Source organism: Streptomyces sp. NPDC059788 (genome assembly GCF_042732265.1).
Taxonomy (GTDB): Bacteria; Actinomycetota; Actinomycetes; order Streptomycetales; family Streptomycetaceae; genus Streptomyces.
On record NZ_JBHWHY010000083.1, the window covers coordinates 1 to 19349 of the forward strand.

Genomic DNA, 19349 nt, shown 5'->3' on the forward strand with positions numbered 1-19349 from the left:
GCCACCGGGCGCCCCGGAGTGCCGTGCCGGCGCCTCAGGCGGCGACGATCAGGTAGATGCCGTACGCCACGGCCGTCGCGCACAGCGCGAAGCAGGCGTACGCGCCCACCCGCGCCGCCCCGCCGCCGGTGGGCGCCGGCGCGCCCTCCGGCTGCGGCTTGCGGGACGTACCGACGATGCCGAGGGTGAACAGACCCACGATCCCGACCGTCACGAACAGCGTGACGCCGAAGACCTGGCCGAGAGCTGCCCAGTCGATGCTCATTGCGTTCTCGTTCCTCTGTGGGAGCCGTACGGCCGGGTCAGCCGGCGGCCGAGCCGGCCTTGGCGCGCCGCTTGGCCGCGTGCGCCTCGTGCGGGTGGGCGGCCACCGGTCGGGCGGCGACCGGGTCGGCGATCACCGGGTCGCCGCCGACCGGGTCGGCGAGCGGCGCGTCGGCCACGGCGGGCGCCGGGACCGGGGCCACCTCCGTCGCGGGCGCGGCCGGGCCGGCCGGCGGCGGGGAGACGGCCTGGAGGGCGGCGGTGACGACACCGGCGGGCTCCGCCGCCGGGGCCTCGTTGACGTTGGTGTGGTCCACCGGCTTGCGCCGGGACGCCACCCAGATCGCGCCGCAGACGACGAGCGCCAGGACGGCGACGGTCGTGATGCCCCAGTCGCCCTGGTCCGCCAGCAGCGCGGCGCCCGCCGCGACCAGACCGGCCGCCGGCAGCGTCAGGCCCCAGGCGACGACCATCCGGCCCGCCGTGGACCAGCGCACCACGCCGCCCTTGCGGCCCAGACCCGCGCCCATCACCGAACCGGAGCAGACCTGGGTGGTGGAGAGCGCGAAGCCGAGATGGGAGGAGGCCAGGATGGTGGCCGCGGCGCCGGTCTGGGCGGCGAAGCCCTGCGGCGGCCGGATGTCGGTGATGCCCTTGCCCATCGTGCGGATGATCCGCCAGCCGCCCAGGTACGTGCCGAGCGCGATGGCCAGGCCGGCCGAGGCGATGACCCACAGCGGCGGGTCGGCGTGCGGGGCGACGACGCCGCCGGTGATCAGCGCGAGGGTGATCACACCCATCGTCTTCTGGGCGTCGTTGGTGCCGTGGGCGAGGGAGACCAGCGCGGCCGAGGCGATCTGCCCGGCGCGGTAGCCCTTGGCGGTGTCCTCCTCGGCGCGGTCGCGGGCCAGCCGGTAGGTCAGCCGGGTCGCGGCCGTCGCGGCCAGACCGGCCACGATCGGGGCGGCGACGGCCGGGATGAGGACCTTCATGACCACGGCGCCGCCGTGCACGCCGCTCGCGCCGACGGACACCAGGGTCGCGCCGATCAGACCGCCGAAGAGGGCGTGCGAGGAGCTGGAGGGGAGCCCGGCCAGCCAGGTGACCAGGTTCCAGACGATGGCGCCGACCAGCCCGGCGAAGATCACTTCTGGTCTGATGCCGGCGGTCTCGTCGATGATCCCGCCGGAGATGGTCTTGGCCACCTCCACGGACAGGAATGCGCCGACCAGGTTCAGGACCGCCGACATCGCCACCGCGATCTTGGGCTTGAGGGCCCCGGTGGAAATGGTGGTGGCCATGGCGTTGGCCGTGTCGTGGAAGCCGTTCGTAAAGTCGAACACCAAGGCCGTGACGATCACGATCCCGATGAGAAGCGTGATGTGTTCCATTCACCCAGGCAATCAGTTCGGTGGGCAGTAACGCTCGGGACCGTACGGACGACGGGTGAACGGAAGATGAACTGGGCCGGGCGCAATGGTGACGCCCCCGCAGGGGTGGTGCGGAGGTGTCCATGCCATCACCCGGGCACCGCGCGTACCAGCGCAAACGCCTCGTGCGCCGCATGCGTACCGGCGTCGTACGCCGCATGTGTGCCCGGTGCCGGGTGCCCGTATGTGTGTCGCGGTGCCGGGTGCCCGTATGGGTGTCGCGGCGCCGGGCGCCTGTGTCTCAGCCCCGGGCGAAGCGCCGTAGCTGCCGGGCCGTGCCGTTCCACTTGTTCTGGTCGCCCGGCAGCGTGCCGTGGCCCGCGTGCTGCCAGATGCTCGGATACACCCAGCCGGCCGGCATCCTGCCCGGGGTGCTGTGCCAGTGGGCCAGCCACAGCGGGTGGGTGGCGGCGAACGCGCGGCTGCCGCCGGTGCAGCCGTTCCACCACCGGGCCGTCGTGTAGATCACCGGCCGCCGCCCGGTGCCGCGCAGCACCTCGTTGCTGAAGCCGCGTATCCACCGGACCAGCGCGGCGCCGCTCATTCCGAAGCACGCCTGCCGCGGGTTGTACGGATTGTGCTCGATGTCGAGCGCCGGCGGCAGTGTCCAGCCGTCCGCCTTCCACCGGCCGCCGTGCCGCAGGAAGTAGCGGGCCTGTGCGGTGCCGGAGGACGCGCTCGGTATGCCGAAGTGGTACGCGCCGCGCAGCAGGCCGGCCTTGCGCGCCCCGCGGTACTGCCGCGAGAAGTACGGGCTGCGGTACCAGTCGGACTCGGTGGCCTTGACGTACACGAACCGGCCGCCCTGGGCCCGGACTTTCCTCCAGTCGACGTTGCCCTGGTGCGAGGAGACGTCGTGCCCGGCCGGCTTGCCGGCGGCCTCGGCGGTGGGCAGGGCGCTGTACAGAGTGCCGGTGAGCGTGCCCAGGGCCAGGGCTCCGGCGGCCAGTCGGCGCCGTCGGCCGCGCGGGCGGCCGGGCGGGCGCTGCGGGTCGGACAGACGATCATGGTCACGGGTCATGGGTCCCCCCGGAGTTCCCCCGGACGGCTACGTGCATGACAAGTACGTGCATGACAAATCCCCGGAAGCGTAGCGAGTGATCCGTACAAGGCGGTCGATGCTCGGTCAATCCCTGCCGATGCACCGCCGGTCCGACATGGCGGATACCGGAGGAAGCGGGTCCGCCCCATGGAGCCGCGCCCGGCCCGTACGGTGTCGGCAGCCCCGCGCGCACCACGTCCGCGCGCCCCCACCGGGCCCCGCCCGCACCGCACACCGGAGGCACACGCATGACGGACCGGGAAGCCATCGACCGCGCCTGGGACGAGCTGGTCGCCACCGCCCGCCGCACGGTCACCGACGGGCTGGTGGTCGGCACCTCCGGCAACGTCTCCGTGCGCGTCGGCGACCTCGTCCTGGTCACCCCCAGCGGCGTCCCCTACGACCGGCTCGGGCCCGGCGACCTCACCGCGGTGGACCTCGACGGGCACCCGGCCCGCGGCACGCTGCGGCCGACCAGCGAACTGCCCATGCACCTGGCCGTCTACCGCGCCACCGACGCCACCGCGGTCGTGCACACCCACGCCGCGCACGCCACAGCCGTCTCCACCCTCGTCACCGAACTCCCGCCGGTGCACTACATGACCGCGGCCCTCGGCGGCCCCGTCCGCGTCGCCCCGTACGCCCTCTACGGCACCGAGGAGTTGGCCAAGAACATGCTCGCCGCACTGCGCGACCGCACCGGCTGCCTCCTGCGGAACCACGGCACCATCGTGTACGGCGACACCCTTGACGAGGCGTACGACCGCACCGCCCAGCTGGAGTGGATGTGCCGCGTGTGGCTCGCCGCAAGCGCGCTGCCCGGCCGCGAACCCGCCCTGCTCACGCCGGAACAGGTCGACGCGGCCGGCGAGCGCCTGCGCGGGTACGGGCAGCGCCGCTGACGTACACCGCCGGCGGACGGCCGCCGGGCGCGCGCGGGCGCGCCCGTCGTCACCCGGGCGCTGCCGCCCACTGGCCGTGGCAGCGGCGCCCGCCCACACTGGGGAGGATGCGTCTGGGTACCGCGGCAGCAGCCGCCACCACGGTGATCGGTGCCGGCGCGGCCGCGGTGGCGGCCGGCCGGTACGCCAGCGACATGGTCCTCAAGCCGGCCCCCGACCGGCCGCTGCCGGGCGACTCCCGCCTCACGGTGCACGCCACCGGGCCCGGGCGGATCACCCTCACCCGCAGCCTCGCCTCGCTGCGGCCCGGTACCTACGGCCTCACCGGCGCGGGCTGCCACGCCGTCGTCGGCCCCCTCCTGGACGGCGTACCGCACCCGGCGGACACGGTCGTCCGCCGCCTGGAACGGGTCACCCACGGCACCCTCCAGCCCGGCGCCCGGATGCGGCTCACCCCTCAGGTGCACATCGGCAACCCCCGCGACGCGCTGGGCATCGACTGCGCCGACGTCGACATCCCCGGGGAACTGGGCGCCCTGCCCGCCTGGTTCGTGCCGGGCATCCGGGACACCTGGGTCATCACCACGCACGGCCTGGGCACCACCCGGGAACACCCCATGGTGGTCATGCCCTTCCTCAGTGACCAGCAGCTGCCCGTCCTGGACCTCGCCTACCGCAACGACGTCGGCGCCCCGCCCACCGCCGACGGCATCAGCCACCTCGGCGACTCCGAATGGCGCGACCTGGACGCCGCGATCCGCTACGCCGTCCTGTACGGCGCGGAGCGCGTCGTGCTGCACGGCTGGTCCACCGGCGCGTCCATGGCCCTGCGCGCCGCCGCCGGCTCCACCCTGCGCGACCGCATCGCCGGCCTCGTCCTGGACTCGCCGGTCCTGGACTGGCAGGCCACCGTCCGCGCCCTGGCCGCCGCCCGCCGCGTCCCGCGCCCGCTGCTCCCGCTGGCCGTACGGGCCGCCGAGGGCAGCACCGGGCTGCACGCCGGGCGGCTGGCCGAAGCCTGGACCCCGGACCTGCTCACCGTGCCGACCCTGCTGATCCACGGGCCGCACGACACGCTCGCCCCCTGGGCGGCCTCCCGCGAACTGGCGGCGCGCCGTCCCGACCTGATCTCGCTTCACCCGGTGCCGCAGGCCCCGCACGCCGCCATGTGGAACGCCGACCCCGCCACGTACGAAGAGGCCATGCGCCGCTTCCTCACACCGCTCATGTGAGGCGCGGGTCATGTGAGGCTCGGGTCATGTGAGGCGGCGCTCGTGTGAGGCGCGGGGCGATGGCGTGCGGTGACCTGCCCCGGGCGGTCCGTAGCCGCCCCTCGTACAGCCGGCGGCCACGCCCGTGCACCCCGGGTCGGCCCCCTCGTACGGTCCCCGGCCACCTTCCGTACAGCCTCCGGTGACCCCCTCGTACGGCCTGTGGCGGCGGCCCCGTGCGCCCCTCGTGCGACGGGCCGCCGGAACGTACCGACCGTTCCGATTGGGCTTTCGGGCCGTCAGCGGGAAGACTGCCCCCTGTGACGTCCCGTACTCCGCGCGACTCCCGGCTCCGACTTGTCCCCCGTCAACCGATTGCCGCCGCCCGCCGGGCGGTGAGCACCCGGGCCGCCCGCCCGGCGCCCAGGCCGCCCCAGGGCACCCCACCGCCCGCGGAACTGGCGCGGCAGGCCCGCACCGGCCTGGCCGGCGCCGTACGGCTCGCCCGCTGGGCCGACGGCGAGCACGGCGCGGGCGCCGGCCTGCGGGCCGGCCCGGACGGCGCGCTCCCCGCGGACGTCGCCGAACAGGCCGCGGGCGACCTGCGGCTGACACCGGACCAGGTGCGCACGGACTGGGATCTGGCCCGGCTGGCCGGGCTCGTCGAACTGCACGGAGGGCTGGCCCGCCCCGGCTGGCGGCTGCGCGCCTGGGAGCGCGACGACACCGCCGCGCTGCGCGGCTGGGTCGCGCTCTTCGACGCCTGGTCGCTGGCGCGCCCCGCGCCGCCCGGCGCCGGGCCGACCGCCGTCGCCGAGGTCGTCGAGGCCGTACCGCAGCTGCTGTCCCTGCTGCACCTGTCGGCCGGTCCGGTCCGCCTGCCGGTGCTGCTGGACATGCTGGAACAGCGCGTCGCCGAACTCCGCACCGAGCGCTGCGAGGTGCCGTACGGGCCGGACCGGAGCGCGGACGCGTCGCCGGACGGCAGCCACGGCCCCGACCGGACCGGGACGCACCAGGCAGGCACGTGCCAGACAGGTACGCACCGGCCCGGGACGGACGCCGGCGCGGACCGGGCCGAGGCGGACACGGGTCCGGGTCCGGGTCCGGACCGGCCCGGGGCGGTGGGTGACACCGCGGGGGTGTCACTCGCGGTGCTCCTGGACTGGGCGCTGGACGGCCTCGCCGCCGTCGGAGCGCTCGTCGTGCGCGACGGTGCGAAGACCGGCGTGCCCGCCGAACGCGAAGCCCTGCTCACCCCCCTCGGCAACTGGTCGGTCTGGGTCAAACTGGAACAGATCTGCGTCGCCGCGCAGAGCCCGGCGGGCAACATCGAGCAGTCCGCCGAGGCGATGCTGCGCGGCTGCGCCCGGCTCACCCCGGGCCCGGCGCGCGCCGAATACCGCGCCTGGCTCGCCGCCCGGTCGGCGGGCAGCGCGGTCGAGGAACTCCTCGGCGTCGCCCGCGGCGAGGACGCGCTGCTGCGCGGCCTCGCCTTCGAGGCGCTGCGCGCCGTCGGCGCTCCCGCCGAGCCGGCCGTGCGCGCCGCCGCGGCCGAGCCCGCCCTGCGGCCGTACGCCCTGCTCTGGCTGGTCGAGCACGAGGGCGGCGACCCGGAGACCGCGCCGGACGTGCTCACCCGCGAGGAGTCCACCTGGCTGTGGGTGGACACCGCCGCGGCCGTCGCCGACCACGGCGAGAGCCAGCTGCTGGTCCGCCACCTCGACTCGGCCGTGCAGGGCTCGGTCCCGCGCCTGCTGGAGGAGGTACGGGCCGTCGGCCATCCGCGCACCGTGCAGGTCCTGGTCGCCCTCGCCGCCGCGCACCCCGACCCGGCCCTCGCCAAGGCCGTCCGCCGCGCCGCCTTCCAGGTGCACACCGGCGGCGCCTGACGCTCCCGGGGCGGGGCGGGCGCCCGGCGGTGCCCGGCGCCCCGCCCCTCGGACCGGTCAGACCGGCGGCACGACCGGCGCGTACGTCCCGAAGGTCCAGAGGTTGCCCTCCAGATCGCGGGCCGTGTACTCGCGGGAGCCGTAGTCCTGGTCCCTGAGCGGCATGACTATCTCCGCCCCGGCCCGCTCGGCCCGCCGGTGGTGCGCGTCCGGGTCGGCGACGACCACGTACACCCCGACCGGGCCGCCGCCGCCCAGCGCCTTCTCGTACGCTCCGCCGCCGCCCTTCGAGCCCAGCATCACCACGCCGTTGCCGTATGACAGCTCGGCGTGCAGCACCGTGCCGTCCTCGCTCTCGTACAGCGCGCTCCGCCCGAATCCGAAGGCTTCCGTCAGCTGCTTGATCGCCGCTTTCGCGTCGCGGTACTGCAGCGTCGGACAGAACGTGGGCGCCCCTGCCGCCTCACCGGTCATGACGATCACCTTCCCTGTCTGCGGTTTCCCTGCCTGCGATCAGCTCTGCGGGCCCCGCCCCGCGAGACCCACATCACAGTCTGGCACCGGGGTCCGACAACGCCCCCGGAACGCCCGCCGGCCGGCCCCGGAACCGGTCGTCGCACCGTGCGAGGGGGCGCGCGCCGCGCCGCGTTCCCCTTACGGCAGCCCGGGAAAACTGGTTGCACGTCACCGCTAGACTGGTCCGTATGGCAATTCTCCTCGTGCATTAGACGGCGTCGGCACGCCGTCCATGCCGCCCGTCCGCACAGGCCTGTGCCGTGTACGGGGCGCGCCGCCCGGCTGTGATCATCCCCGTCCCTTCCGCTGTCCTCACCTGCCCAGGAGTCTTTCCGTGATCACCGCCTCCGGCCTTGAGCTGCGCGCCGGCGCCCGCGTCCTCATCGAGTCCGCCTCGTTCCGCATCGCCAAGGGCGACCGGATCGGCCTGGTCGGCCGCAACGGCGCGGGCAAGACGACGCTCACCAAGGTCCTCGCGGGCGAGGGCATCCCCGCGGCGGGCACGGTCACCCGCTCCGGCGACGTCGGCTACCTGCCGCAGGACCCGCGCACCGGCGACCTCGACGTGCTCGCCCGGGACCGCATCCTGTCCGCCCGCGGCCTGGACTCGGTCCTGCGCAAGATGCGCGAGAACGAGGACCGGATGTCCAACGGCAAGGGCGCCACCCGCGAGCGGGCGATGAAGAAGTACGAGCGCCTGGAGACGGAGTTCCTGACCAAGGGCGGGTACGCGGCCGAGGCGGAGGCCGCGACCATCGCCGCCAGCCTGGGCCTGCCGGACCGCATCCTCGGCCAGCCCCTGCACACCCTCTCCGGCGGTCAGCGGCGCCGCGTCGAGCTGGCCCGCATCCTCTTCTCGGACTCCGACACCCTGCTCCTGGACGAGCCGACCAACCACCTCGACGCCGACTCGATCGCCTGGCTGCGCGACTACCTGAAGACCTACCGCGGCGGCTTCATCGTGATCTCCCACGACGTCGACCTGGTCGAGACCGTGGTGAACAAGGTGTTCTACCTGGACGCCAACCGCTCCGAGATCGACATCTACAACATGGGCTGGAAGCTGTACCAGCAGCAGCGCGAGGCCGACGAGAAGCGCCGCAAGCGCGAGCGCGCCAACGCCGAGAAGAAGGCCGCGCAGCTGCACTCGCAGGCCGACAAGATGCGGGCCAAGGCCACCAAGACCGTCGCCGCGCAGAACATGGCCAAGCGGGCCGACAAGCTCCTCGCCGGGCTGGACGCCAAGCGCGCCTCCGACAAGGTCGCCAAGCTGCGCTTCCCGGACCCCGCGCCCTGCGGCAAGACCCCGCTCACCGCCGAGGGCCTGTCGAAGTCGTACGGCTCGCTGGAGATCTTCACCGACGTCGACCTGGCCATCGACAAGGGCTCCCGGGTCGTCATCCTCGGCCTGAACGGCGCGGGCAAGACGACGCTGCTGCGCCTGCTGGCGGGCGTGGAGAAGCCGGACACCGGCGAGGTCCGCCCCGGGCACGGCCTGAAGCTGGGCTACTACGCGCAGGAGCACGAGACGCTGGACCCGGACCGTACGGTGCTGGAGAACATGCGCTCGGCCGCGCCGGACATGGACCTGGTCGACATCCGCAAGACGCTCGGCTCGTTCCTCTTCTCCGGTGACGACGTCGACAAGCCGGCGGGCGTGCTCTCCGGTGGCGAGAAGACCCGGCTGGCCCTGGCCACCCTGGTCGTCTCCTCGGCCAACGTCCTGCTCCTGGACGAGCCGACGAACAACCTCGACCCGGCCAGCCGCGAGGAGATCCTCGGCGCGCTGCACACCTTCACCGGCGCCGTGGTGCTGGTCTCCCACGACGAGGGCGCGGTGGACGCCCTCCAGCCGGAGCGCATCATCCTGCTGCCCGACGGCGTCGAGGACCTGTGGGGCCAGGACTACGCGGACCTGGTCGCGCTGGCCTGAGGCTCCGCACGGCCGGGCCGCTCCGCGCTGCCCGTTTCCCCGTTCTCCGTGCCCGTCCGATGCCCGGATGCGGTCCGGGGCCCGGAGGGATCAAGGGCGTATGGATCATTCGGCCGACGGGTGATCCATCATCTGAGTGAGTGCGGCTCGTACATCGGCGAGCCTCCCTGTGACGGCCGGGCCCTTGGGGCCCGGCCGTCATCATTTCGTACCAGCCCGCTCTGACCTGCTTGTTCGCCGGAAATTCCGCTCTTGGACCCGTGGAATTCCGAGCGGAACCCCTAATTCCAAGAGTCAATGCGGCGCCTTCAGAGCCAAACGATGTCCCACGGACCTTGCTGAATGGGTGGCCAGGAAGGCCGTGAGGGGTGATCATGAGAGTCCAGAGCGCACTTCCCACGAGGAGGCACGGGTGGCCGAGACTCTGAAGAAGGGCAGCCGGGTAACCGGCGCCGCGCGCGAGAAGCTCGCGGCAGACCTGAAGAAGAAGTACGACTCCGGAGCGAGCATCCGGGCGCTGGCCGAAGAGACCGGCCGCTCCTACGGGTTCGTGCACCGGATGCTCAGCGAATCCGGTGTGACCCTGCGTGGTCGTGGCGGAGCCACCAGGGGCAAGAAGGCCGCCTCGGCCTGACCGAGGCGTTCCGCTCCGGGAGCTACGGTGCCACCCGGTCGGTCGAGCAGGCGACCGGGTGGTTACTGTTCAGTCACTTAAGCACGCAAGTGCGGTCGGCTGACTCGGAGGCGCCCCATGACTCTGCTCGACAAGGACGGTGTGCGGCTCACCGTGGACGACGTGATCGCCACGGTGACCCTCGCCGGACCGGCCAAACGCAACGCGCAGTCGCCCGCCATGTGGCGGGCGCTGGCCGAGGCCGGATCACTGGTGCCGGGGAACGTCCGGATCGTGGTGCTGCGCGGCGAGGGCAAGTCCTTCTCCGCCGGCCTGGACCGCCAGGCGTTCACGCCCGAAGGCTTCGACGGCGAGCCGTCCTTCCTCGACATGGCACGGGGTCCGGACGACGAACTGGACGCCACGATCGCCGAGTACCAGGAGGCGTTCACCTGGTGGCGGCGTTCCGACGTGGTGTCGATCGCCGCTGTCCAGGGCCATGCGATCGGTGCGGGCTTCCAGCTCGCGCTCGCCTGCGACCTGCGGGTGTGCGCCGACGACGCGCAGTTCGCCATGCGTGAGACCAGCCTCGGGCTGGTGCCGGACCTGACCGGCACCCACCCCCTGGTCGCCCTGGTCGGCTACGCCCGCGCGCTGGAGATCTGCGCCACGGGCCGCTTCGTCCACGCCGACGAGGCCGAGCGCATCGGCCTGGCCAACCTCGTCGTGCCCGCCGCCGACCTCGACGGCGCCGTCGCGGACCTGGCGGCGGCCCTGACCGCCGCGCCGCGCGACGCCGTCATCGAGACCAAGGCCCTGCTGGCGGGCGCCGCTTCCCGTACGTACGAGGAGCAGCGGGCCGCCGAGCGGGCCGCGCAGGCGCGCCGGCTGCGGGACCTCGCGGGCCTGGGGGAGTAACCGCGACGCTCAGGAGGCGGCGGCCGGTTCGAGGGCGGCGACGAGCACCGCGACGGTGGGCCGGTCCCCGGTGGCCGCCGCCTCGACCGCGCCGCGGACCGCCCGCGTCACGTCCAGCGTCCGCCGGTCCGGCGCGACGGCCAGCTGCACCAGTACGTGCCCGTCCTCCTCGCGCACCGGCCGGGACAGCGCCCCGAGGGCCGGTACGAGCCGGACGACTCCCGGGACGCGCAGCACGGCCGTCTCCAGCGGCCCGGCGTCCTGCGCGGTGGCTCCGCCCGCGCCCCCACCGCTCTGCCGGACCCCGGCCCCACCCGCACTCCCGGCTCCGGGCCCGCCCCCGCTCCCGGCCTCGTTCTCGTCCTCACCCAGCAGGTCGGTGACCCGCAGATCCACGGCGGACACCTCCAGTCCCACCCGTTCGGCGGCACACTTCAGCAGCGCCTCGCGCAGGATGCCCGCCGAGGCGGGAACCGGCCGCCCGGCCGTGGCCGCGAAGTCCGCCTCGATCCGCAGCGGCCCCGGAGGCAGCGCGCTCGGCGGCGCCTTCACCGCCGGGGCCGGCGCGGCGTCCGCGTCCGCCAGGGTCAGCCGGACCGTACCGACGCGGAGCCCGGGCAGCGCGCCCACGGCCTCCCGCAGCACCCCCACGGCCGCCCGCTCCGCGATCCACGCCCCGTCCCCCGGGCCGCCGAGCGGCAGCAGCCGGCCCAGCCCGAGCTGCCGCCGTACCGACGTCACCAACTGGTCACCGGCCACCGGCCGTCACCTCTTTCCCGAACAGTCCTTCCACCTTGCCGCACACCCGGCCGCGCGGCAGGGGCACGTACCCGAATGGCGTCAACCGTTCCACCCGCTGCCGCATCCCCGGAGCGGGCCGGGGGAACCGGACTTACTGTGGGAAACGGAGCGGCTACGAGCTCCGCCCCTCCGGAAAGGGACGATCGGCGATGACCGAGAGCGCACAAGGTAACCGGCCCGAGTCGCGGACCGGAGAGTCGCAGGGCAGGACCCTGGGAGCCAAGCGGGGCGGCGGCGACCCCGCGACCCGGGGGCGTACCACGATCGCCGACGGCGTCGTGGAGAAGATCGCCGGGATGGCCGCCCGGGACGTGGTCGGCGTGCACGCCATGGGCAGCGGGTTCGCCCGCACGCTCGGCGCGGTGCGCGACCGGGTGCCCGGCGGCGGCAAGTCGGTGACCCGCGGCGTCAAGGCCGAGGTCGGCGAGGTGCAGACCGCGCTGGATCTGGAGATCGTCGTCGAGTACGGCGTCTCCATCGCGGATCTCGCCCGGGCCGTACGGGAAAACGTGATTTCCGCCGTGGAGCGGATGACGGGTCTGGAGGTCGTCGAGGTCAACATCGCGGTGAGCGATGTCAAACTCCCCGACGACGAGGAAGAGGAGAGCGACGAGGAGCCCCGGCTGCAGTAAAGCGGGGGAGGTATTCCAGACAATTGCGCCGGGGCTTCGCTCCGCAGGGCCCGGCCGGGGTGGTAGCGAAGGGAAGCGCGTAAATGAGCATGGCCGTGGTCGGTCTGTTGGCCGGAATGGCGCTGGGCTTCGCCGGATACTTCGGCGGTTTCGGGGCCTTCGTACTGGTGGCGGCCCTGGGCGCCATCGGATTCATCGTCGGGAGGTTCGTGGACGGCGATCTGGAGCCCGGGGAGTTCTTCCGCACCCGTACGGGCGACCGCGACGACCGGCGGAGGTGACGCCCGGTGGCGACCGTGTCCCCCGCGGCCGCGCCCGGCGCCGCCCGTTCGGCCGTACCCGCGGGTGAGCGGGGCGCCACGAGGATCGCGGACCGGGTCGTGGCCAAGATCGCGGCGCAGGCCGCCCGCGAGGCCCTGCGCGACGCCTCCACCGCACACACCGACGCCCACGCGTCGGTGACGGTGCGCCGCCGCGACGGGCGGCGCGACTTCGGCGAGGCCCGGGTGCGGGTGGCCGTGGAACTGGGCTACCCCTGCGACATCGGCTCCCAGTGCGGTGCCGTACGCCGCCAGGTGACCCGGCGGGTGCGCGAACTGGCCGGCATGTCGGTGCCCGAGGTCGCCGTCCAGGTCGAGCGGCTGCACTCACCGCAGACGGAGCGGACGGCCCGGGGGAGGGTGCGATGAACGACGACGATCCCGACCTGCGGGACACCCGGCGGCTGCCCACCCTCGACAAGTCGGCGGGCGCCACGGCCGACCGGACCGCGGGCGACGCGCCCGGCTCCCCGGACGGGCCACGGCACACCGGCCCGGCGGACACCGGGCATCCCCCCGAGGAGGAGACGGACGGCGGCGGGCGGGCCCGGCGCTTCTGGGCGGCCCGACGGGTGCCGTCCGCGCTGGTCGCGCTCGTCGTGCTCGGCGGCGCGGGGCTGCTGCTGTACGACGTGGCCGCGGTGCGCGCCGACCGGCCCGCGATGGCCTGGCGCAAGCGCCTCGCCGCGGAACTGTCGTCCCGTCACCTGGACGACGTATGGGTCCTCGTGGGCGCCGCGGTGGCTGTCGCCCTCGGCATCTGGCTGCTGGCGCTGGCCGTGACGCCCGGCCTGCGCGACGTGCTCCCGATGCGGCGCACGACACCGGACGTACGCGGCGGCCTGGACCGCGCGGCGGCCGCGCTGGTGCTGCGCGACCGGGCCATGGAGGTGCCGGGCGTGCAGTCCGTACGGGTCGCGGTCGGCCGCCGACGGGCCAAGGCGCGCGCGGTCTCGCACTTCCGCGAACTGGACGAGGTACGGAGCGACCTGGAGGCGGCGCTCGGCGACGGGCTGCGGCAGCTGGGCCTCGCCCGGCGGCACGCGCTGTCCGTACGGGTGCGCGGATCGGCGAAGAGGTGAGTGCGGCGATGCGCAAGGTTCTGCGAACGGTCAACCGGGTGCTGCTGGGCCTGACGGGCCTGGTCCTGATCGGCGTCGGCGGCACGGTGCTCCTCGGCGGCCTCGACCTGCCGGGCAAGTGGGGCTTCGGGATGCCGTCCGGGTGGCGCTGGTCCCGGCCCGATGACGTCCTGCTGCGGGACACGGACCGGACGCGCTGGACGGACCGCGGCTGGTGGTGGCCGGTGGTCATCGCGGCCCTGGCGGTGCTCGTGCTGCTGGCGCTGTGGTGGCTGCTGTCCCAGTTCCGCCGGCGCCGGCTCGGGGAGATCCTCGTGGACAGCGGCGACGGCGAGGGCGCCCAGGTGCGCGGCCGGGCGATGGAGGGTGTCCTGGCGGCGGAGTCCGAGTCGCTGGACGGCGTGGACCGGGCCCGGGTGCTGCTGACCGGGCGGCGTACGGAGCCGCGGGCCCGGGTGGGGCTGACGCTGGCCCCGCACGCGGAGCCCCGCGCCGTGATCGCGCGGCTGTCGTCGGAGGCGATCGCCCACGCGCGCACCTCCGCCGGGCTGGAGCGGCTGCCCGCCGAGGTCCGGCTCCGCGCGGTCAAGCACCGCGCGGAGCGGGTGAGTTGACCGACGCGTGCGGGTTCCGGCGGGTCCTGCGGCAGGACCCGCCGGCATCTGCTTCGTAAGAACGGCGCTCCGCAGCTCCCGCCCCCGGCTCAGAACCCCCGCCGCTTCCCCCCGTCCACCGGCACCATCACGCCGGTGATGTACGAAGCCGCCGGCGACAGCAGGAACGCCGCGGTCCGGCCGAACTCCTGCGGCTCGCCGTAGCGGCGCAGCGGGATCGAGGCGCTGTTGCGGGCGCGGGACGCCTCCGGGTCCCCGGACAGCGCGTCCAGCTGCGTCATCCGGTCCGTGGCGATGCGTCCGGGCAGGACGCCGAAGACCCGGATGCCGCGCGGGCCCAGCTCGTCGGCGAGCGCCTTGGCGTAGCCCGCCAGGCCCGGCCGCAGGCCGTTGGAGACGGCCAGCCCGTCGATCGGCTCGTGGACCGAACCGGACAGCACGAAGCCGATCGCGCCGCCGTCGCCGAGCGCGGCGGACGCCGTGCGGGCGAGGCGTACCGCGCCGAGGAAGACCGACTCGAACGCCGACTGCCACTGCTCGTCGGTGTTCTCGGTGGGCGCTCCCGGCGGCGGGCCGCCGACGCTGACGAGGATGCCGTCGAGGCGGCCGAAGCGGGTGCGGGCCGCCTCGACCAGGCGCGCGGCGGCGCCGGGGTCGGCGTTGTCGGCGGCGACGCCGTGCGCCCGCTCGCCGAGCGAGGCCGCGGCGGCCCGTGCGCTGTCCTCGCCGCGTCCGCTGAGGACGACGTTCGCACCGTCGGCGACCAGTTCCCGCGCGGTGGCGAGGCCCAGGCCGCGGGTGGCGCCGGTGACGATGTAGGTCCGGTCGGTGAGTCCTAGATCCATGGGGGTCAGTCTGCCCCGTCGCATCCGAACATGGTGAAGGCGGTACCGATGAGGCCGACGTGGCTGAAGGCCTGGGGGAAGTTGCCCAGCTGGCGGCCGGCGACCGGGTCGTACTCCTCGGCCAGCAGCCCCAGGTCGTTGGGCAGCCGCAGCAGCCGGTCGAACAGCTCCCGGGCCGCCGCCCGCCGCCCGGTCAGGTGCAGGGCCTCGGCCAGCCAGAACGAGCAGACCAGGAAGGTGCCCTCGTCGCCCGGCAGCCCGTCCACGGCGGTGCCGTCGGTGCCGTAACGCCGTATCAGGCCGCCGTGCGCCAGTTCCTCGCGGACCGCGTCGACCGTGCCGACGACCCGCGGATCGTCGGCGGGCAGGAAGCCGAGGCGCGGGATCAGCAGCGTCGACGCGTCCAGCAGGTCCGAGCCGTAGGACTGGGTGAAGGTGTTGCGCTTCGCGTCGTAGCCCTTCTCGCACACCTCGCGGTGCACCTCGTCGCGCATCGCGCGCCAGCGCGCGACGTCCCCCTCCAGTTCGGGGCGGGACTCGACCGCCCGCACGGCGCGGTCGGCGGCGACCCACGCCATGATCTTGGAGTGGACGAAGTGCCGGCGGGGCCCGCGGACCTCCCACAGGCCCTCGTCCGGCTCGCGCCAGTGGGATTCCAGGAAGTCCAGCAGCGAGCGCTGGATGTTCCAGGCGTGCGGCTTGGACGGCAGGCCCTCGACGCGCGCGATGTGGAAGGAGTCCAGCACGCCGCCGTACACGTCGAGCTGCCGCTGCTCGACGGCGGCGTTGCCGACGCGTACGGGCCGGGAGCCGGCGTAGCCGCCGAGCCAGGGCAGCTCGGCCTCCGGCAGCCGCCGCTCGCCACCCAGGCCGTACATGATCTGGAGGTCGGCGGGGTTGCCGGCCACCGCGCGCAGCAGCCAGTCCCGCCAGGCCGACGCCTCCTCGGTGTACCCGGCGGTGACCAGGGAGTTGAGGGTCAAGGTGGCGTCGCGCAGCCAGCAGAACCGGTAGTCCCAGTTGCGTACGCCGCCCAGTTCCTCGGGCAGCGAGGTGGTGGGCGCCGCGACGATGCCGCCGGTGGGCGCGAAGGTCAGGGCCTTGAGGGTGATCAGGGAGCGCAGCACCTCAGCGCGGTAGGGGCCGTCGTAGCGGCAGTGCGCGGACCAGGCCCGCCAGTCGTCGAGGGTGTGCTCCAGCGCCTCGTACGGATCGATCTGGGCCGGGCGCGGCTCGTGCGAGGGGTGCCAGGTCAGCACGAACGCCACCCGTTCGCCGGCGGCGACGTCGAAGTCCGAGCGGGTGCTGAACCCCTGCCCGTACGTCTCGACCTCGGGCTCGGTGCGCAGCCACGCGGAGTCGGGCCCGGCCACCGCGACGCGGCAGCCGTCCACATGGCGCACCCAGGGGACGACCAGGCCGTAGTCGAAGCGCAGCCGCAGCACGCTCCGCATGGTGACGGTGCCCTTCAGCCCTTCCACGATGCGTACGACGTCGGGCGCGCGGTCGCGGTGCGGCATGAAGTCGGTGACCCGCACCGAGCCGGTGGGGGTGTGCCAGACGGTGTCCAGGACGAGGGAGTCGCCGCGGTAGGACCGTTCGGGCCGGGCGTCGGTGGCGGCGGGGGCGAGCAGCCAGTGCCCGTTCTCCCGGTCGCCGAGCAGGGCGGCGAAGCAGGCGGCGGAGTCGAAGTGGGGCAGGCACAGCCAGTCGACCGAGCCGTCCCGGCCGATCAGGGCGGCGGTCTGCAGGTCACCGATGAGCGCGTAGTCCTCGATGCGTGCGTGCACGCGGCGCCCCTCTCGTCAGCGGCTACTCGCTGCTGGCGACTGTACGGGTCAACGGCTCCCCGGGCGTGGATTCGGCGGTGCCGGTGCTCTTGCCGTCGCCGCCGTCGTCATCGCCGCCGCTGCCGTCACCGCCACCGTCGCCCGCGGCCTCGGCCGCGTTCGCGGCGGCGGCGAGGCGGTCCTTGCGCTCCCGGCGGACCAGCACGAACCAGCCGACGGGCACGGCCGCGGCGAACAGCCACCACTGGACCGCGTAGGCCATGTGCGGGCCGATGCTGTCGTGGTCCGGCTCGGGCACCGGCTCGGGCTTGCCGCCGGACGGCTTCGGCGCGGTCTGCTCGACGTAGCCGCCGAGGACCGGGCGGTGCAGCGCCTCGGCCTGCCGCGCGCTGTTGATCAGCATGACCTGGCGCTCGGGCAGGCCCGGCTTGTCCTTGATGCCGCTGTTCTCGGTGGTCTCGTCCGCCATCATCCGGCCGGTGACGGTGACCTCGCCGGTGGGCGCGGCGGGGACGTCGGGAAAGCGGGTGAGGTCGTTGCCGGAGGCGATCCAGCCGCGGTTGACCAGGACGGTGGCGCCCTTGCGCGGGCCCTGGCCCAGGACCAGCGGGGTCAGCACGTAATAGCCGATGGTCTGCTGGTCGGCGGCGGTCCGCTGGCGGACCACGACCTCGTGCTTCGTGTCGTACGTGCCGGTGGCGGTGACCCGGTGCCACATGTCGGCGCGGGGGAGCGGCCGGCCGGGGGCGGTCAGGTCGGTGACCGGCACGGGGGTGGCGTGCAGGTTGTCCGCGATGAGCTGGTTCTGCGCGACCCGGTGTTCATGGCGGTGGTACTGCCAGAACCCCAGCTTGATCATTACTGGGATCAGGACGAGGCCCACGAGGGTGAGGATCACCCACTGCCGGGACAACAGGAAGCGGTACACCCCACGAGGGTACGACCGAGGCATCCGGCACCCCGCCGCCGGGGTCCGTCAGACCCGGTCGACGATGCCCGCCTGCCCTTCGGCGCGGGCGCAGTGGGCGCCGCAGAACCACCGGCCCGCGGCCTCCACGCCCTGGCCGATGATCTGGCACCGGCAGTGCTCGCAGATCGGCGCCATGCGGTGGATGGCGCAGGAGAAGCAGTCGAAGACGTGCACCGCGCCCTGCGCGTGCACCTCGAACGTCATGCCGTATTCGTTTCCGCAGACCTCACAACGTGCCATGCGCCACAGGGTGCGGGTGGGGCGGGCGGTGGGGCGAGCCTGCCCCAGGCGTGTTGTGGGGCTTCACCCGGACGCAGGCGCCGGGGCCACGTCCTGGAGGAGCTGCATGAACGCCGCCTCGTCGATCACCGGCGTGCCGAAGGAGGCGGCCTTGGCGGTCTTGGACGTCCGCGCGCCGGGGTCGTTGGTGACCAGCAGGCTGGTCAGCCGGGAGACGCTGGTGGCCACGTGCAGACCGGCTTCGATCGCGCGGTCCTCCAGCAGCTCGCGGTCGACGGAGGTGTCACCGGAGAACGCCACCCGCATCCCCTGCACCAGCCGGGCCCCCGGCTCGTACCGCCCCGGGTTCGGGTAGGGGCAGGCGGGGCGCTTGCGCGACGGGCGCCAGGTGGTGGGCCGGTAGGCGGGCGCGGCCGTCCGCTGCCGGGGCGCCGGGCCGTCCGACCACTCGGTGAGCGGCTGGCAGGCCAGCAGCGGCAGGCGCAGGTTGGCCTGCGCGGCCAGCCGCAGACTGGGACGGAAGGCCTCCGCCAGCACCCGGGCGTCGTCGAGCGCGTGGTGGGCGTGCTGCTGGGTGACGCCGTAGTGCGCGGCGAGGGACTCCAGCTTGTGGTTGGGCAGCGGCAGGCGCAGCTCCTTGGAGAGCGCGATCGTACACAGCCGCTGCCGTACGGGCGCCTCGGCCTCGGCGCGGGCGTACTCGCGGGCGATCATCGACCAGTCGAACATCGCGTTGTGGGCGACCAGGACGCGCCCTTCCAGCCGCTTCGACAGCTCGGGGACGATCTCCGGGAAGAGCGGGGCGGCGGCGAGCATGTCGCTCGTCAGGCCGTGGATCCACACCGGGCCGGGGTCCCGCTCCGGATTGACCAGGGTGTACCAGTGGTCCTCGACCTCGCCGTGGGTGTCGAGCCGGTAGACGGCGGCGGAGACTATCCGGTCGTCGCGGGCCAGGCCGGTGGTCTCCACGTCGACGACCGCGTACCCCTGGGGATACGCGGCCGGCCAGGAGGCCGCCGCCTCCGGAGGGGACGGCTGCTGCCCGATCGCTGGAGTGATCGGGCGGGCTGCGGCCATACGGTCTTCGAGCATGGTCACTGAGGATACGGGCCGCCACTGACAACGCCACCGCCCTCCCCGTACCGCCCGGCTCCCGGGCACCTTTCCCGGCCGTACGGACAGGGGCGGACGTGCGCGAACGGAGCGCGTCCGGCCGCCCGTTGGGACCCGAACGGGGGAAGCGGCGACCCGGCGGCGCGCGGCCCCCTCCCGTGTCGTGCTGTCGGCCGGGCGCCCCTCCTGTGGCGTTACGTCGCAAAGGTCCGGTTCGGGCG

The 19349-nt window shown here is 74.2% G+C and carries 21 protein-coding genes; 11 read left to right on the top strand and 10 right to left on the bottom strand.

The annotated features are described in order from the left end of the window. Window positions 1-34 precede the first annotated feature (34 nt). The 3 genes from ACFV57_RS40785 to ACFV57_RS40795 form a co-directional block, all read right to left on the bottom strand. Window positions 35-265 carry a hypothetical protein gene (locus tag ACFV57_RS40785; protein ID WP_385243740.1) on the bottom strand — a complete coding sequence of 77 codons (231 nt, stop codon included), beginning with the start codon at window positions 263-265 and terminating at the stop codon, window positions 35-37. Window positions 266-302: 37 nt separating this feature from the next. After that, entirely contained in the window at window positions 303-1655 is a 1353-nt protein-coding gene (locus tag ACFV57_RS40790; protein WP_385243742.1) for an anion permease, read from the bottom strand. A gap of 280 nt (window positions 1656-1935) precedes the next feature. Then, window positions 1936-2715 carry a lysozyme gene (locus ACFV57_RS40795; RefSeq protein ID WP_385243745.1) on the bottom strand — a complete coding sequence of 260 codons (780 nt, stop codon included), beginning with the start codon at window positions 2713-2715 and terminating at the stop codon, window positions 1936-1938. A gap of 269 nt (window positions 2716-2984) precedes the next feature. On the opposite strand from ACFV57_RS40795, the gene ACFV57_RS40800 reads away from it, so the two are divergent. The 3 genes from ACFV57_RS40800 to ACFV57_RS40810 all read left to right on the top strand — a co-directional run bounded on the left by ACFV57_RS40800 (window position 2985) and on the right by ACFV57_RS40810 (window position 6741). Beyond that, window positions 2985-3638, top strand: a complete 654-nt coding sequence (locus ACFV57_RS40800) for a class II aldolase/adducin family protein (protein WP_385243747.1) — start codon at window positions 2985-2987, stop codon at window positions 3636-3638. A 107-nt stretch (window positions 3639-3745) separates the two neighbouring features. Beyond that, on the top strand, window positions 3746-4870 hold the full coding sequence (locus ACFV57_RS40805; protein WP_385243750.1) for an alpha/beta hydrolase: 1125 nt from the start codon (window positions 3746-3748) through the stop codon (window positions 4868-4870). 299 nt (window positions 4871-5169) lie between these two features. Next, window positions 5170-6741: a hypothetical protein gene (locus tag ACFV57_RS40810; RefSeq protein ID WP_385243753.1), complete on the top strand. Its 1572-nt coding sequence runs from the start codon at window positions 5170-5172 to the stop codon at window positions 6739-6741. A gap of 57 nt (window positions 6742-6798) precedes the next feature. Here ACFV57_RS40810 and ACFV57_RS40815 read toward each other — a convergent pair whose 3' ends face one another. Next, the gene (locus tag ACFV57_RS40815; protein WP_385243756.1) at window positions 6799-7215 is read right to left on the bottom strand and encodes a VOC family protein; all 417 of its coding nucleotides are present in this window, start codon (window positions 7213-7215) and stop codon (window positions 6799-6801) included. A gap of 376 nt (window positions 7216-7591) precedes the next feature. Here ACFV57_RS40815 and ACFV57_RS40820 point away from each other — a divergent pair, with 376 nt between their 5' ends. From ACFV57_RS40820 to ACFV57_RS40830, 3 genes are all read left to right on the top strand, one after another. After that, entirely contained in the window at window positions 7592-9190 is a 1599-nt protein-coding gene (locus ACFV57_RS40820; RefSeq protein ID WP_385243758.1) for an ABC-F family ATP-binding cassette domain-containing protein, read from the top strand. 412 nt (window positions 9191-9602) lie between these two features. Next, window positions 9603-9824 (top strand): helix-turn-helix domain-containing protein, encoded by a 222-nt coding sequence (locus tag ACFV57_RS40825; RefSeq protein ID WP_030021347.1) that lies wholly within the window; start codon window positions 9603-9605, stop codon window positions 9822-9824. A 117-nt stretch (window positions 9825-9941) separates the two neighbouring features. Then, a complete protein-coding gene (locus ACFV57_RS40830; RefSeq protein WP_385243761.1) occupies window positions 9942-10721 on the top strand; it encodes an enoyl-CoA hydratase/isomerase family protein in 780 nt (259 codons plus the stop codon). A 9-nt stretch (window positions 10722-10730) separates the two neighbouring features. Here the strand turns inward: ACFV57_RS40830 and ACFV57_RS40835 are convergent, their stop codons facing one another. Beyond that, entirely contained in the window at window positions 10731-11480 is a 750-nt protein-coding gene (locus tag ACFV57_RS40835) for a hypothetical protein (RefSeq protein ID WP_385243763.1), read from the bottom strand. A gap of 191 nt (window positions 11481-11671) precedes the next feature. On the opposite strand from ACFV57_RS40835, the gene ACFV57_RS40840 reads away from it, so the two are divergent. The 5 genes from ACFV57_RS40840 (at window position 11672) to amaP (ending at window position 14170) form a co-directional block, all read left to right on the top strand. Continuing rightward, window positions 11672-12154, top strand: a complete 483-nt coding sequence (locus ACFV57_RS40840; RefSeq protein WP_385243765.1) for an Asp23/Gls24 family envelope stress response protein — start codon at window positions 11672-11674, stop codon at window positions 12152-12154. Between the two features lie 83 nt (window positions 12155-12237). Then, window positions 12238-12435 (top strand): hypothetical protein, encoded by a 198-nt coding sequence (locus ACFV57_RS40845; protein ID WP_385243768.1) that lies wholly within the window; start codon window positions 12238-12240, stop codon window positions 12433-12435. 6 nt (window positions 12436-12441) lie between these two features. Further along, a complete protein-coding gene (locus ACFV57_RS40850; RefSeq protein WP_385243771.1) occupies window positions 12442-12843 on the top strand; it encodes a hypothetical protein in 402 nt (133 codons plus the stop codon). After that, the gene (locus ACFV57_RS40855; RefSeq protein ID WP_385243774.1) at window positions 12840-13556 is read left to right on the top strand and encodes a DUF6286 domain-containing protein; all 717 of its coding nucleotides are present in this window, start codon (window positions 12840-12842) and stop codon (window positions 13554-13556) included. The genes ACFV57_RS40850 and ACFV57_RS40855 overlap by 4 nt, the downstream gene beginning before the upstream one ends. An 8-nt stretch (window positions 13557-13564) precedes the next feature. Beyond that, entirely contained in the window at window positions 13565-14170 is a 606-nt protein-coding gene (amaP, locus tag ACFV57_RS40860) for an alkaline shock response membrane anchor protein AmaP (RefSeq protein WP_385243777.1), read from the top strand. Between the two features lie 89 nt (window positions 14171-14259). On the opposite strand, the gene ACFV57_RS40865 is transcribed toward amaP, so the two are convergent. The 5 genes from ACFV57_RS40865 to ACFV57_RS40885 form a co-directional block, all read right to left on the bottom strand. Next, window positions 14260-15015, bottom strand: a complete 756-nt coding sequence (locus ACFV57_RS40865; RefSeq protein ID WP_385243780.1) for an SDR family oxidoreductase — start codon at window positions 15013-15015, stop codon at window positions 14260-14262. A 5-nt stretch (window positions 15016-15020) separates the two neighbouring features. Then, window positions 15021-16805, bottom strand: coding sequence for a glycoside hydrolase family 15 protein (locus ACFV57_RS40870; protein ID WP_385243783.1), 1785 nt, complete (start codon window positions 16803-16805; stop codon window positions 15021-15023). 22 nt (window positions 16806-16827) lie between these two features. Further along, window positions 16828-17733: an SURF1 family protein gene (locus tag ACFV57_RS40875; protein ID WP_385243786.1), complete on the bottom strand. Its 906-nt coding sequence runs from the start codon at window positions 17731-17733 to the stop codon at window positions 16828-16830. A 48-nt stretch (window positions 17734-17781) separates the two neighbouring features. Continuing rightward, window positions 17782-18015: a hypothetical protein gene (locus ACFV57_RS40880; RefSeq protein ID WP_063726112.1), complete on the bottom strand. Its 234-nt coding sequence runs from the start codon at window positions 18013-18015 to the stop codon at window positions 17782-17784. 63 nt (window positions 18016-18078) lie between these two features. Further along, on the bottom strand, window positions 18079-19107 hold the full coding sequence (locus ACFV57_RS40885; RefSeq protein ID WP_385243789.1) for a DEDDh family exonuclease: 1029 nt from the start codon (window positions 19105-19107) through the stop codon (window positions 18079-18081). Between the last annotated feature and the right edge of the window lie 242 nt (window positions 19108-19349).